General features: G+C 66.8%; 11 protein-coding genes. 5 read left to right on the top strand and 6 right to left on the bottom strand.

The genetic code is table 11. From position 1 onward, the window contains the following. Positions 1–287 precede the first annotated feature (287 nt). Entirely contained in the window at positions 288–2579 is a 2292-nt protein-coding gene (gene pqqF / locus N5C91_RS10150) for a pyrroloquinoline quinone biosynthesis protein PqqF (RefSeq protein ID WP_279829372.1), read from the bottom strand. Between the two features lie 149 nt (positions 2580–2728). Between pqqF and N5C91_RS10145 the strand changes: the two genes are divergently transcribed. Together N5C91_RS10145 and N5C91_RS10140 are read left to right on the top strand one after the other, a co-directional pair. Then, positions 2729–3256, top strand: a complete 528-nt coding sequence (locus N5C91_RS10145; RefSeq protein WP_279829371.1) for a cysteine hydrolase family protein — start codon at positions 2729–2731, stop codon at positions 3254–3256. Positions 3257–3275: 19 nt separating this feature from the next. Continuing rightward, entirely contained in the window at positions 3276–4196 is a 921-nt protein-coding gene (locus N5C91_RS10140) for a LysR family transcriptional regulator (RefSeq protein ID WP_236174903.1), read from the top strand. 70 nt (positions 4197–4266) lie between these two features. Here the strand turns inward: N5C91_RS10140 and N5C91_RS10135 are convergent, their stop codons facing one another. The 4 genes from N5C91_RS10135 to N5C91_RS10120 all read right to left on the bottom strand — a co-directional run bounded on the left by N5C91_RS10135 (position 4267) and on the right by N5C91_RS10120 (position 8754). Further along, on the bottom strand, positions 4267–5706 hold the full coding sequence (locus N5C91_RS10135) for a TIGR00366 family protein (protein WP_279829369.1): 1440 nt from the start codon (positions 5704–5706) through the stop codon (positions 4267–4269). A gap of 257 nt (positions 5707–5963) precedes the next feature. Next, positions 5964–7145, bottom strand: a complete 1182-nt coding sequence (locus tag N5C91_RS10130; RefSeq protein WP_279829368.1) for an acetyl-CoA C-acetyltransferase — start codon at positions 7143–7145, stop codon at positions 5964–5966. 110 nt (positions 7146–7255) lie between these two features. Beyond that, complete coding sequence (locus N5C91_RS10125) at positions 7256–7912, bottom strand: CoA transferase subunit B (RefSeq protein WP_205335687.1); 657 nt, start codon at positions 7910–7912, stop codon at positions 7256–7258. 146 nt (positions 7913–8058) lie between these two features. Further along, positions 8059–8754: a CoA transferase subunit A gene (locus tag N5C91_RS10120; protein ID WP_236174900.1), complete on the bottom strand. Its 696-nt coding sequence runs from the start codon at positions 8752–8754 to the stop codon at positions 8059–8061. Between the two features lie 122 nt (positions 8755–8876). Here N5C91_RS10120 and N5C91_RS10115 point away from each other — a divergent pair, with 122 nt between their 5' ends. Beyond that, positions 8877–9779, top strand: coding sequence for a LysR family transcriptional regulator (locus tag N5C91_RS10115; RefSeq protein WP_236174899.1), 903 nt, complete (start codon positions 8877–8879; stop codon positions 9777–9779). 201 nt (positions 9780–9980) lie between these two features. On the opposite strand, the gene N5C91_RS10110 is transcribed toward N5C91_RS10115, so the two are convergent. After that, positions 9981–10712, bottom strand: a complete 732-nt coding sequence (locus N5C91_RS10110) for an IclR family transcriptional regulator (RefSeq protein ID WP_236174898.1) — start codon at positions 10710–10712, stop codon at positions 9981–9983. Between the two features lie 98 nt (positions 10713–10810). Between N5C91_RS10110 and hmgA the strand changes: the two genes are divergently transcribed. After that, a complete protein-coding gene (gene hmgA / locus N5C91_RS10105; protein WP_279829362.1) occupies positions 10811–12103 on the top strand; it encodes a homogentisate 1,2-dioxygenase in 1293 nt (430 codons plus the stop codon). 1 nt (position 12104) lies between these two features. Then, positions 12105–13409 carry a fumarylacetoacetase gene (fahA, locus tag N5C91_RS10100; protein WP_279829360.1) on the top strand — a complete coding sequence of 435 codons (1305 nt, stop codon included), beginning with the start codon at positions 12105–12107 and terminating at the stop codon, positions 13407–13409. Positions 13410–14079 lie beyond the last annotated feature (670 nt).

The following is a 14079-nucleotide window of genomic DNA, read 5'->3' as shown; positions in this document are numbered from 1 at the left end:
GATGGATCGACTGTGGGTCAGTCGTGTCGGAGGCGATTATCGAAACGCCCATGGCTTCGCCATACGCTGCCTTGGCGCTGCTTGCACAGGCCTTGCGAAGGTCTCGCGGGAGCGCTGCGCAAGGCTCTGCGACTGCTCCGACCTCGGGTTCGCGGCGAAGGTCGCGGGCACTCGCTACCGCCGGCCCCCTACCGAGGAGCAGTACCTTGGGACAGCACCGGAGGCGTAAGGCAAAAGTCGCCCGGGCAGCGCCTGGCGGACGCTACCTTCGTGCCGAAGTACGAGGATCAGGCGTGGCTGAGCAGCAGCCAGTGGCCGCCCTGGGCGCAGGTCAGGCTCGAATGCGCGGCGCGCAACTCGGTGGCGCCAAGGCTTCCGAGGGCCCGGGCCATGGTCGCCTGGTGCGCTGGCCCGACACCCGCCAGCTGATCGTTCCAGACCTGCTGCAGGCGCTCGGAGAAGTCGCCAGGCGCGCGAGCCAGCTCCGCAGCCAGTGGCACACGCAGGCTGTCGACGCGCTGCGGGTCGATGCGCAGCAGGGCCTCGCCCTGGCGGAAGAGGAAGCTGTCCACCTCGGCCTGCAACTCCACCGCCGACAGCAGCGGCGACTGCACGGCGAAGAGAATGCCGCGGCGCATGCCTACCTGGCGGAAACCGCAGTACAGCGCATAGGCCAGTTGCCGCTCGCCACGCAGCCAGTGGAAGAACGCCGGCTCCAGCACGCGGGCCAGCAGGCGCCACGCGGCTTCGTCCGCCGCCGAGCGCGACGCCAGTGGGCAGAACAGCAACAGCGCCGCTTCGCCCGGCAGCTCCAGCACCTGGCGGTGACGGCCGGGTGGTCCGCTGCGCGGTGGCAGCGGACTGGTGCTGGAATAACCCGCCAGGGTGTCGGGCAGCTCGATGCCCAGGGTCAGGGCATCCCAGTGGGCGGCCGACCAGTCCGGCAGCACGGCACTGTCTCCGCCGAGCATCTGCGGCAACAGGTCGAGCAACTGGCGGATCGGCATTTCCCCTTCGAGGCGCCGGCGCTCGGCGGCGAGCAGGCGTTCACCCTGCGCCAGCACCGCAGCGGGGGGATGCTGGAGGGCCTGGATCGCGCTCTCGGCCAGCTCGGCGAGCGGCTTCTTCGCACCGCAGAGCATCAGCGCCCAATCACTCTCCAGGGCATCCAGACGCAGCACCGCGCCGTCGTGGCGCGCGGCGCCAGCCAACGGCCGCAGGGCCTGGCGGGCAGCGAGGAAAGCCTGCCGCCCCGGCGCCTGCGCGAAGCGCCAGCGCAGGTACAGCGCTGCGGGCTCCGCCTCGCCGGAGGACTGTATCGGAGCAAAGGACCAGGCCTCACCACGCCGGGGTTCGACGCTGCGCTGCGGACTACGCGTGACATCGAGCGTGAAGCCCGCCGAGGTGATCGACTCGCCTGGCAGCGACTCCGAGGCAAGCAGGCGGATCATCCGCGATACCTGCAGCTGGCCGAGCCAGTTCGACGATTGCTCGCCGCGCGCGCGGCGCTGCAGTTGCTCCAGCACCGCGCTTGGCGCATCGACCGGCGCAGCGGCGAGAGCCTCCGGCGGCAACTTGCGCAGTGCCTCCAGCCAGGCAAGGAAGGCCGACTCGACGAGGTCGGCGCTGGCAGCCTCGGCCAATTCAAAATCGAAGCGCAGCAATGCCTGGCCGTTGGCGAAGCGGCTCAGGCGCGCACGGGCACTGTCGGCCAGGCCGTTCTGCCCCAGGCAGGCGAGCAGCGAACCGGGCGCCTCGTCGGCCAGCCAACCCTGCAGTTGCTGCAGCAGCGCACCACCCTCGCCCGCCATGCCGTCCAGGGCGAAGGCCAGGATCAGTCGCGGAGCGCCGGGCAAACGCAGCCGCAACTCATGGCCGGCCAGCGGCAGCAGCGATTCCTCACTGCTGCCTTCGGCAACCGTACCCGGCGCGAACACGGCTGCTTCGCGCTGCACCAGTGCCGCCAGTTCGTCCAGCTCTTGCGGGCCCTGCAACCAGAGTTCCAGCGCAGCGCCTACCTGGCTGGCACGAATGAAGTCGCGCAGGGCCTGCTGGAACTCGGCGCTTTCCACCTTCAGGGTGTCGCGCCGGCCGGCGACGAAACGCCCCAATGGGTGCCCCGGTGCCACGGCCAGCGCCAGTGCAGCGTCGATCAGGGTGTCGGGGTCGCGACCACGCGCGAGGAATTCGGCTTCCAGCACATCGCGTTCGGCGACCTGTACGGCTTCATCCAGGCGCGGCCGCGCAAGCATGTCCAGCAGTCGGGCCAGCCCGCCGCTGAGCTCATCTGCCGGCACTTCGAAGAAGTAGTCGGTATGCCGCGCGCGGGTGCTGGCATTGACCCGCCCACCGCGCGCCTGCACCCAGGGCATCAGCCGCTCGGACTCGACGAAGGTCTCGCCACAGAGGAACAGCAGGTGCTCGACGAAATGCGCAAGGCCGGGGAAGGCTTGCGGCTCATCATGGCTGCCACGGGCGATGCGCAACAGCGCGGCGGCGCGGCTGGCGCCAGGGCTGTGGACGACGGTGGCGCGCAGGCCGTTGGCGAGAGTCAGGGTCTTGGCGGGGTGGCTGTTCATCGGCATCCGGTCCGGTTCATGGCGCTCACCATCGCCCAAGGCGCGGCAAAGAGGAATACGGCTTTGGCAGCAAATACGTGCCGGCATTGGCCTGGGGCAGCTTGCCCGCTACCATTTCCGCCTCCACTCCAGCCACGGAATTGTCTGCCATGAGCACCGCCCTGCTGATCATCGATGTCCAGTCCGACCTGTGTACCGGCGACTCCGCCTGTTTCGACATCGACAACGTCCTGCAGCGCATCAACAACATCAGCCGTGCAGCGCGGGAGGCCGGCGTGCCGGTGCTGCTGGTGCAGCACGAAGACGATGACCTGCAGTATGGCAGCGCCGGCTGGCAGCTGGAAACGCGTCTGCTCATCGATGATTTCGACCTGAAGGTGCGCAAGACCACCCCGGATTCCTTCCTGCGTACCGGGCTGGCCGAGCTGCTGCAATCGCGCGGCATCGATCACCTGGTGATCTGCGGCCTGCAAAGCGACTACTGCGTCGACACCACTACCCGCCGCGCCCTGGCTCAGGGTTACAGCGTGACGCTGGTGGGCGATGCCCACTCCACCGTCGACAACGCCGTGCTCAGCGCCGCGCAGATCACCGCGCACCACAATGCGCTGCTGGGCAGCATCAGCAGCTTCGGCAAGCGCGCACGGGTGGTCCCGGCCGCCGAGGTACATTTCTGAGCGCCGTGAGGAGATCGCCATGAACTTCGACTGGAACGACATTCCAATCCTCCTCGCCCTCGCCCGCCACGGCAGCATGAGCGCCGCCGGCCGCGCACTGGGCGTCGACCCCTCGACCATGAGCCGGCGCCTGGTGGCGGCGGAAGCCGCGCTGCAGACGCGGCTGTTCATTCGCGACAACTCCGGCTACAAGGCCACCGACGCCGGCGAAGCATTCCTCAGCCATGCCGAGCGCATCCTCGGCGATGTGCAGAGCATGCTGCTGGAAACCCGCGACGAGGCCAGCGCCATCAGCGGCAGCGTGCGCATCACGGCGGTGGACTTCCTCTTCAGCCACTGGCTGGTGCAGCACATGCCCCACCTGGCGCGCACCTACCCGGCACTGCAACTGCAACTGATCCCGGCGAACCGTTCGTTGTCCTTCACCCGCCGCGAGGCGGATTTCGCCCTGCGCCTGGCACGCCCGGCGGAAGACGCGGCACTGGTGATGCGCAAGGTCGCCGACATCGGTTTCGCCGTGTACGCCGCTACCTCCTTTTCCCGCGTGCCGGTAGAGCTGTGGCCACAGCAGGCCTGGCTGGGCTATGGCGAGGAACTCGACGATACGCCGGAGATGGCCTGGGTGCGCCGCTTCGCCCCCGGCGCCAACCTCGCCCTGCGCGCCAGCAGCGTGACCACGCTGATCCATGCCTGCCAGAGCGGCCTGGGCATGGCCTTGCTGCCGTGCATCCTCGGCGATCGCGAGGGCCTGGTGCGTCTTTCCGGGCCGGTAGTGGTGCGGGAAATCTGGCTGCTCAGCCACCGCGATGCCGGCCGCATCGGCCGCTTCCAGGCCGTCAGCGACTGGCTGCGCGAAGTCTTCGACCAGGATGCCGCACAGCTCAGCGGCGAGCACCTCGATGCCCGCGTGCTGGGCCCGGTGGAAATCAGCCGCGGCTGATTCCTGACCATGAAAAAGCCCGGAGGTCTTGCGACATCCGGGCTTGCTGCTGCCGGGAGCGAATGCGTGGTTACGGCTGGACCGGCGGCAGGTACTGCAGGGTAGTGCCCAGTGCCCAGAGCAGGAACAGCACCAGCGGGATGTGTACCAGCAACTGGACGAAACTGAAGCCGATCAGGTCGCGCGCCTTCAGGCCCAGCACGCCCAGCAGCGGCAGCATGTAGAACGGGTTGATCAGGTTCGGCAGCGCCTCGGCGGCGTTGTAGATCTGCACTGCCCAGCCCAAGTGGTACTGCAGCTCATTGGCCACCTGCATCACATAGGGCGCCTCGATGATCCACTTGCCGCCGCCGGACGGGATGAAGAAGCCCAGCACCGCCGAGTACACGCCCATCAGCAGCGCGTAGGTGTCGTGGGAGGCGATCTGTACGAAGAAGGTGGAGATGTGGTGGGCGATGGTCGAGCCGTCACCGCCCTTCACCGTGGTCAGGATCGCGGCGATGGAACCGTACAGCGGGAACTGGATCAGCACCCCGGTGGTGGTCGGCACGGCGCGGGCCACGGCGTCGAGGAAGTTGCGCGGGCGCCAGTGCAGCAGCGCGCCCACCATGATGAACAGCAGGTTGTAGGTGTTCAGCCCGGAGATCGCGGTGATCGCCGGCTTGGTGCTGAATTCGTGGACCAGCCAGCCACCGGCCAGCGCCACCAGCATCAGGATCAGCAGCGGGCTGTGCTCCAGCCATTCGCCCGGACGAGTCGCCTTCGGCGCACTCGGCGGAGTGAAGCTGACGTCCACGCCACAGGCCTTGGCATCGCGGGCGCTGCCGGCACCGGGTGCGGTCATGTAGGCGATCACCAGCGACACCAGCACCAGGGCCAGCAGCATCACGCCGGATTGCCAGAGGAAGATGGTCTCGGTGAACGGGATGACGCCCGTGATCGCCAGGATCGACGGCGGCAGGCTGGCCGGGTTGGCCTGCAACTGCGCGGCGGACGACGACAGGCCCAGCGCCCACACGGCGCCCAGGCCCAGGTAGGCAGCGGCGCCGGCAGCGCGGTAATCCATCTTCAGGTCTTCACGGCGAGCCAGTGCGCGCACCAGCAGACCGCCGAATACCAGGGACAGCCCCCAGTTGAGCAGCGAGGCGAGCATGGAGATCAGCGCCACCCAGGCCACCGCCGAGCGGCCATTCTTCGGTACGCGGGCGAACAGGTCGATGAGTCGGGACGCCGGGCCGGAGCTGGCGACGACGTAGCCGCCAATCACCACGAAGGCCATCTGCATGGTGAAGGGAATCAGGCTCCAGAAACCGTCACCGAAGGCCTTGGCGGTTTCGGTGGCCGGCGCGCCGATGGCCAGGGCGGCGACGGTGACGATCAGCACCGCGAGAGCGGCGAAGACCCAGGAGTCGGGGAACCAGCGCTCGGCCCAGTTCGAACAGGCCATGGCGAAGCGCGCGGAGCGGCTGTCCTGCAAGGCGGTGCCGGGGGTGTGCACGTGGGAATTCATAACGATCTACCTCATTGTTCTTGTAATGGCTCATTTGTGATGAGCTCGTCTGTAACGGCAAAACATAAAAACCGCCCGGCCTGCGTGGGGCCGGACGGTGACGCAAGGTTTGTCGACGCCGGGGGACGTCGGAAACCGCGGCGGATGTCGTCTGTCGGTGTGCCCACCTACCATCCTGCCTGCCGGTCCGGCATTGCTACATGCCGGCCGGCGCTCGCCAATTGGTCGTTGGTCGCGTGGTTCTCAGTCGCGCCCCTTCAATCCCGGACCAGGGCCATTGCCACGCCCTGGCCGCCACCGATGCAGAGGGTCGCCAGGCCCTTCTTCGCATCACGGCGAAGCATCTCGTGGAGCAACGTCACCAGCACGCGCGCACCCGACGCGCCAATGGGGTGGCCGAGCGCAACGGCGCCGCCGTTGACGTTGACCTTCTCCGCGCTCCAGCCCAGTTCTTTGCCGACCGACAGCGCCTGCGCCGCAAAGGCCTCGTTGGCCTCGATCAGCTCGACCTCGTCCAGGCTCCAGCCGGCCTTCTCCAGGCAGCGACGGGTAGCAGTCACCGGGGCGATACCCATGATCGACGGGTCGACGCCGCTGCTGGCATAGGCTTGGATGCGCGCCAGAACCGGCAGGTTCAGACTGCGTGCGCGCTCGGCGCTCATCAGCAGCACGGCGGCGGCGCCATCGTTGAGGGTCGAGGCATTGCCTGCGGTGACGCTGCCGTCCTTCTTGAAGGCCGGCTTGAGCTTGGCCAGGGACTCGGCCGTGGTGCCGGCGCGCGGCTGCTCATCGGTGTCGAAGGACAGCGGCTCACCCTTGCGCTGCGGGATCAGTACCGGGGTGATCTCGTCCTTGAAGCGCCCGGCTTCGATGGCCGAGGCGGCCTTGAGCTGCGACTGCGCGGCGAAGGCGTCCTGGGCTTCACGGCTGATGCCGAACTTCTCCGCCAGGTTCTCGGCGGTGATGCCCATGTGGTAGTCGTTGAAGGCGTCGATCAGGCCGTCGCGCAGCAGGGTGTCCTGCAGCTCGGCGTGGCCCATGCGCAGGCCGGTACGCGCCTTGGGCAGCACATAGGGCGCCAGGCTCATGCTTTCCTGGCCACCGGCGATCACCACATCGGCGTCGCCGCAGCGGATCGCCTGGACGCCGAGGAACAGCGATTTCAGGCCCGAGCCGCAGAGCTTGTTGATGGTCATGGCCGGTACTTCCACCGGCAGGCCGGCTCCGATGGACGCCTGGCGCGCGGGGTTCTGCCCGGCACCGGCGGTGAGCACCTGGCCGAGGATGACTTCGTCGACCTGGTCGGCCTTCACGCCGCTGCGTTCGAGCAGCGAACGGATGACCAGGCTGCCCAGTTCATGGGCGGGAATGTTCGCCAGGCTGCCCTGGAAGGCGCCGATGGCGGTGCGGGTGGCGGCAACGATTACTACGTCTTGCATGGGAGTCACTCCAGAGCGGAATGTGCTGGTAGGAGGGAGCTTGCTCGCGAACGCTCTTGCATTGGGCTGCGGGCTGGTTCGCGAGCAAGCTCGCTCCTACGAAAAGCAGATCAGAAGGTCATTTCCTTCACATCGTCCGGCACGATCAGGCGGCCGGCAGTCTTCTCGGCGATCTCGGCAACGCTCACGCCCGGCGCGGTCTCGCGCAGGATGAAGGCGCCGTCCTCGATCTCCAGGTAGGCCAGGTCGGTGAGCACCTTGCGGATGCAGCCGGCGCCGGTCAGCGGCAGCGAGCACTTGTCCAGCAGCTTGGATTCACCGTCCTTCGAAGCGTGGGTCATGGTGACGATGATGTTGTCCGCGCCGGCCACCAGGTCCATGGCGCCGCCCATGCCTTTCACCAGCTTGCCGGGGATCATCCAGGAGGCGATGTTGCCCTGGACGTCCACCTCGAAGGCGCCGAGCACGGTGAGGTCGACGTGGCCGCCACGGATCATCGCGAAGGATTGCGCGGAGTCGAAGATCGAAGCGCCCTTCACGGCGGTCACGGTCTGCTTGCCGGCGTTGATCATGTCGGCGTCAACGCTGTCCTCGGTGGGAAATGCACCCATGCCGAGCAGGCCGTTCTCCGATTGCAGCATCACTTCCATGCCCTCGGGCACGTAGTTGGCGACCAGGGTCGGGATGCCGATGCCCAGGTTCACGTAGAAACCGTCCTGCAGCTCGCGCGCCACGCGCTGAGCCATCTGTTCGCGGGTAAGTGCCATGGCTGAATCTCTTCTCTTGTTCAATGCGGTTGAAGATCGAGCGAGCTAGCGACTGGCTAGGCGGATTTGAAACGAGGACGCGGAGTTTAGATGCCCTAAATGAGCAGGCCTTGTTTCCCGCCGCCAGGCCGACGCGCAGCCGATCCTTAGCGAGTCGTGCGCTTTTCGATGCGCTTTTCGAAGGAGCCCTGGATGATGCGGTCGACGTAGATGCCGGGGGTGTGGATCTGCGTCGGGTCCAGCTCGCCCGGTTCGACGATCTCTTCCACTTCGACGACGGTAATACGGCCCGCGGTGGCGACGATGGGATTGAAGTTCTGCGCGGTGTGGCGGTAGATAACGTTGCCATAGTGGTCGGCCTTCCAGCCCTTGACGATGGCGAAGTCGCCGGTGATGGCGCGTTCCATCACGTAATGGCGGCCGTCGAACTCGCGCACTTCCTTGCCTTCGGCGACCGGAGTGCCGTAGCCGGTGGCGGTGAAGAAGGCCGGGATGCCGGCGCCGCCTGCGCGGAGTTTTTCCGCCAGGGTGCCTTGCGGAGTGAGTTCGACCTCCAGCTCACCGGACAGCAGTTGCTGCTCGAACAGCGCGTTCTCGCCAACGTAGGAGGCGATCATCTTGCGGATCTGCCGGTCCTCCAGCAGCACGCCGAGGCCGAAGCCGTCGATGCCGCAGTTGTTGGAAACCACGGTCAGGCCCTTCACGCCCAGCTTGCGGATCTGCGCGATGAGGTTTTCCGGGATGCCGCAGATACCGAAGCCGCCCGCCAGCACTGTCATATCGTCGCTGAGCCCGGCGAGGGCCTCTTCGTAACTGCCTACACGCTTGTCGAGTCCTGCCATGTTGCTGCCTCTTTCTTATTTGGAATGTCCGACCCATCGGTCAGAGAGCGAATGCAGCTTCACCGGCAAGGACTGATTTGTTAAGTTTGTTTTTCCAATCGATTGATTTGGTATTCTTATCAATGACCGTGAAGCAACTGCGCGCCTTCCTCGCCGTCGCCCAGAGCCTGAGCTTCGCCCAGGCCTGCGAGCGCCTGCACCTGTCGCAACCGGCGCTGAGCCTGGCGATCAAGAGCCTGGAGGAATCCCTGGGTGGCCAGTTGCTGGTGCGCACCACGCGCAGCGTGGCACTCACGCCAGAAGGTGAAACGCTGCTGCCGCTGGCGCGGCGCCTGCTGGCGGACTGGGACAATGCCGAGGAGGTGATGCACCAGCACTTCACCCTGCAGCTGGGCAAGGTCTCCATCGCTGCCATGCCCTCCTTCGCCGGCAACCTGCTCCCGGCCGTGCTGCGCACCTTCCGCGATCGCCACCCGAAGGTGAACGTGGCGGTGCACGACGTGATCAACGAGCAGGTGCTGGAGATGGTGCGCAACCGCCGTGTGGAACTGGGCATCGCGCTGGAGCCGGACAGCCTCGACGGGTTGACCTTCACGCCCTTCTACACCGACCGTTTCGTCGCCGTGCTGCCGGCGGATTCGCCGCTGGCTGGCGAGTCGACGATCACCTGGGAGCAGCTTCTGGAGGACCATTTCATCACCCTGCAGCGCCCGTCTGCCGTGCGTTTGCTGCTGGAAGACCAGTTGGCTTCGCGGCACGGCCGGCTGCCGGTGGCGTTCGAAAGCCACCAGTTGGTGACGGTGGGCAGGATGGTCGCCGAAGGGCTGGGTGTCAGTGCGGTGCCACGCCTGTGCCGGCAGCAGATGGAGGAACTGGGGGCACGCTGCGTGGCGCTCGAAGAACCCTGCATCGAGCGTCGCGTCGGGCTGTTCTGCCTGGCGCAGCACCAACTCTCCAGCGCCGCGCAGGCGCTCAGTGATGTGCTGGTGCAGGGAACGGATTGGGCGGGGATGGAACGCGAGTGAGATAGGCCACCTCATTCGGGAAGAGCCCCTCACCCCAGCCCTCTCCCAGAGGGAGAGGGAGCTGTCCTCTGCGGCGACCTGCTCTGCCGCTTCTCCTGCAAAGATGCCTGCCGGCTAACACCGCTACGTCCGCAGACACCTGACGGTCCCCTCTCCCTCTGGGAGAGGGTTAGGGTGAGGGAAATCCCTGGCTGCGGGATATCAGAGCTCTCCGCCCATCCGCAAGCTCACTTCCCGCGCGATGTCCAGCAGCGCCCGCGCCGCCTCGCCGTGCGCTTCGGCGGCAAAGCTCGCCTGCGAGCCGACCACGGTGATCACCCCGGCCAGCTCCCGGCCGGTCTTGAACAGCGGCACCGACAGCGCGTTCACCCCCGGCATCAGCAGGCCATGGATCGCATGCAGGCCTTCGCGGCGAATGCTCTCCAGCACAGCCTGGTCAGCGCCCTCCTCCAGCCCGGCCTTGAACGCCGCGAATACCAGCCCGGTGGATGAGCCGTGCAGCGGCAGCACCGAACCCACCTGGGTCACCAGCGTGACCATGCCCTGGGCCGGTTCGACCTGCACCACGGTGGGCCCATGGCTGCCCCAGATGGCGAGGAAACAGGTCTGTCCCAGTTGGTCGCGCAACGCGGCCAGCGCCGGGCTGGCTACCTTCACCACATCCAGCCGGCGGATTGCCGCGAGGCCGACATAGAGCGCCTCGCGCCCCAGGCCGTAATGGTTGGTCAGCGGGTCCTGCTCGGCGAAGCCGCTGGCGATCAGCGCCTGCAGGTAGCGGTGGACCTTGGCCGCGGGCATGTCGAGGTACTCACCCAGGTGCTTGAGCGAGGTGCTCGGTGCCAGGTCCGCCAGGGCCTTGAGGATCTGCGTGCCGACTTCGGCGGACTGCACCTTTGCGCCCTTCGTCGGGGCGGACTCTTCGGCTTCGTTCATGGTCTTCAACTTAAAGGAGCTCCCCTGTGGGCTTGACGGCCCGACAGCATGAAATTACGTTAATCGTAATTCGATTACGATAACAAGAGTAAACCACCATGAACGCCTCCCCTGCCTACCAAACCGGGTTCGGCAACGAATTCGCCAGCGAGGCCCTGCCGGGCGCCCTGCCCGTGGGCATGAACTCGCCGCAGCAGGTGCCGTTCGGCCTCTACGCCGAGCAGTTCTCCGGCACCGCCTTCACCGTCCCGCGCAGCGAGGCCCGGCGCACCTGGCTCTACCGCATTCGTCCATCCGCCGCACACCCGCGCTTCGAGCGCCTGGAGCGACAGATCACCGGCACCGCGCTTGGCCCGGTCATGCCCAATCGCCTGCGCTGGAACAGCTTTGAAATCCCGCAGGAGCCTACCGACTTCGTCGACGGCCTGCTATGCATGGCCGCCAACGCCGAGGCGGATGCCTGCAGCGGCGTCAGCCTGTACGCCTACCGCGCCAACCTGTCCATGCGCCGGGTGTTCTTCAACGCCGATGGCGAGCTGCTGATCGTGCCCCAGGCCGGCCGCCTGCGCCTGGTCACCGAGCTGGGCGTGCTCGACGTCGAGCCGCTGGAAATCGCCGTGATCCCCCGCGGCATGCGCCTGCGCGTCGAACTGCTTGAGGCCTCGGCCGCCGGCTATATCGCCGAGAACCACGGCGCCGCGCTGCGCCTGCCCGACCTTGGCCCCATCGGCAGCAACGGCCTGGCCAACCCCCGTGACTTCCTCGCCCCGGTGGCCCATTACGAAGACCTGGAAGGCCCGGTGCAACTGGTGCAGAAATTCCTCGGCGAACTCTGGGCCACCCAGCTCGACCACTCGCCGCTGGACGTGGTCGCCTGGCATGGCAACAACGTGCCCTACAAGTACGACCTGCGCCGCTTCAACACCCTCGGCACGGTGAGCTACGACCACCCGGACCCGTCGATCTTCACCGTGCTCACCTCGCCCAGCGACACCCACGGCATGGCCAACATGGACTTCGTGATCTTCCCGCCGCGCTGGATGGTGGCCGAGAACACCTTCCGACCGCCGTGGTTCCACCGCAACCTGATGAACGAATTCATGGGCCTGATCCAGGGCGTATACGACGCCAAGGCCGACGGCTTCGTCCCCGGCGGCGCCTCGCTGCACAACTGCATGAGCGCCCACGGCCCGGACAACGCCAGCACCCGGCAGGCCATCGCCGCCGACCTCAAACCGCACAAGATCGACCAGACCATGGCCTTCATGTTCGAGACCGGCCGCGTGCTGCGCCCCAGCCGCTTCGCCCTCGACTGCCCGCAGCTGCAACGTGATTACGACAGCTGCTGGAGCGGCATGCAGAAGACCTTCGACCCTTCCCCGGAGCAGTAACATGAGCGTACTTTCCACCGCGCAAAGCTGGATCGAATCGGCCAACGGCCACCCGGACTTCCCGCTGCAGAACCTGCCGCTGGGCGTTTTCAGCCCGCCGGGTGACTCGCCCCGCGGCGGCGTCGCCATTGGCGACTACATCTTCGACCTGAAGACCGCCTGTGAAACCGGCCTCTTCCACGGCGCCGCGCACCAGGCCGCGCTGGTGGCCAGCGGCGACAGCCTGAACGCCTTCTTCGCCCTCGGCGGTACCGCGCGCCGCACCCTGCGCGAGGCGCTGATCCACCTGCTCAGCGAAGGCAGCGGCGAACAGAAGCGCATGGAGCACCTCGGCGCCGCGCTGCTCAAGCCCCAGGCTGCCTGCCGCATGCACCTGCCGGCCAAGGTCGGCGACTACACCGACTTCTACGTCGGCATCCACCATGCGCAGAACGTCGGCAAGCTGTTCCGCCCGGACAACCCGCTGCTGCCCAACTACAAGTACGTGCCCATCGGTTATCACGGTCGCGCCTCCACCGTCGTGCCCTCCGGCACCGAAGTGCGCCGCCCCAATGGCCAGACCCTGCCCGCCGGCGTGGATGTGCCGGTGTTCGGGCCCTGCGCACGGATGGACCTGGAGCTGGAGCTGGGCATCTGGATCGGCCAGGGCAACGACCAGGGCAAGGCCATCCCGATCAATGCCGCTTCCGGCCATATCGCCGGTTTCTGCCTGCTCAACGACTGGTCCGCGCGTGATGTTCAGGCCTGGGAATACCAGCCGCTGGGGCCGTTCCTGTCGAAGAGCTTCGCCACCACGGTGTCGCCCTGGGTGGTCACCGCCGAGGCGCTGGAACCCTTCCGCATCGCCCAGCCGGCCCGCCCGGAAGGCGACCCACAGCCGCTGCCGTACCTGTATGACGAAGGCGACCAGCAGCGCGGCGCGCTGGATATCGAACTGGAAGTGCTGCTGCACACCGCGCGCATGCGCCGCGAGCACCAGCCGGCGGAACGCATCGCGCTGAGCAACACACTGAACATGTACTGGACCGTCGCACAGATGGTCGCGCACCACAGCGTCAACGGCTGCCGCCTGCAACCGGGCGACCTGTTCGGCTCCGGCACGCTCTCCGGCGAAACCGCGGACAGCTTCGGCAGCCTGCTGGAGCTCACCGGCGGCGGCAAGCAGGCGCTGGTGCTGGGCAATGGCGAGGAACGACGCTTCCTCGAAGACGGCGACGAAATCATCCTGCGCGCGCGCTGCCGCCGAGACGGACATGCGTCCATCGGTTTCGGCGAGTGCCGCGGGCGGATTCTGCCAGCGCACTAATGCGATTCCCGCGGACCGTAGGGCGCATAACGCGCCAGCGTTATCCGCCGAGTAGCCGGCGAATAACCTGTTCCAGGTGATTCGCCCTACGCCTCATACCGCTCTGCGTAGGATGGCGTGGAGCGAAGCGATACCCATCAATTCCCTGCGCCGTCAGCATGGGTATCGCTGCGCTCCACCCATCCTACGCACCGCCACATCCCGACACTGCGCAAGGCACTTCGTAGGACCGTAGGGTGCATAACGCGCCAGCGTTATCCGCCGAGTAGCCGGCGGATAACCTGTTCCAGGTTATTCGCCCTACGTTTCATTCCGCTCTGCGTAGGATGGCTCGGAGCGAAGCGATACCCATCAATTCCCTGCGCCGTCAGCATGGGTATCGCTGCGCTCCACCCATCCTACGCACCGCCATATCCCGCCACTGCGCAAGGCTCTTCGTAGGACCGTAGGGCGCATAACGCGCCAGCGTTATCCGCCGAGGGGCCGGCGGATAACCTGTTCCAGGTTATTCGCCCTACGCCTCATACCGCTCTGCGTAGGATGGCGTGGAGCGCAGCGATACCCATCGATTTGGTGCGCACTCAGCATGGGTATCGCTGCGCTCCACCCATCCTACGAATCGTCATCCCGATCTCCGCTGTGAACTGGCTCTTCGTAGGACCGAGGGGGA

The organism is Pseudomonas sp. GD03903 (assembly GCF_029840045.1).
Taxonomy (GTDB): domain Bacteria; phylum Pseudomonadota; class Gammaproteobacteria; order Pseudomonadales; family Pseudomonadaceae; genus Pseudomonas; species Pseudomonas pseudonitroreducens.
Note: the sequence above shows the minus strand (reverse complement) of the source record. Positions and strands in the feature narration are given on the sequence as shown.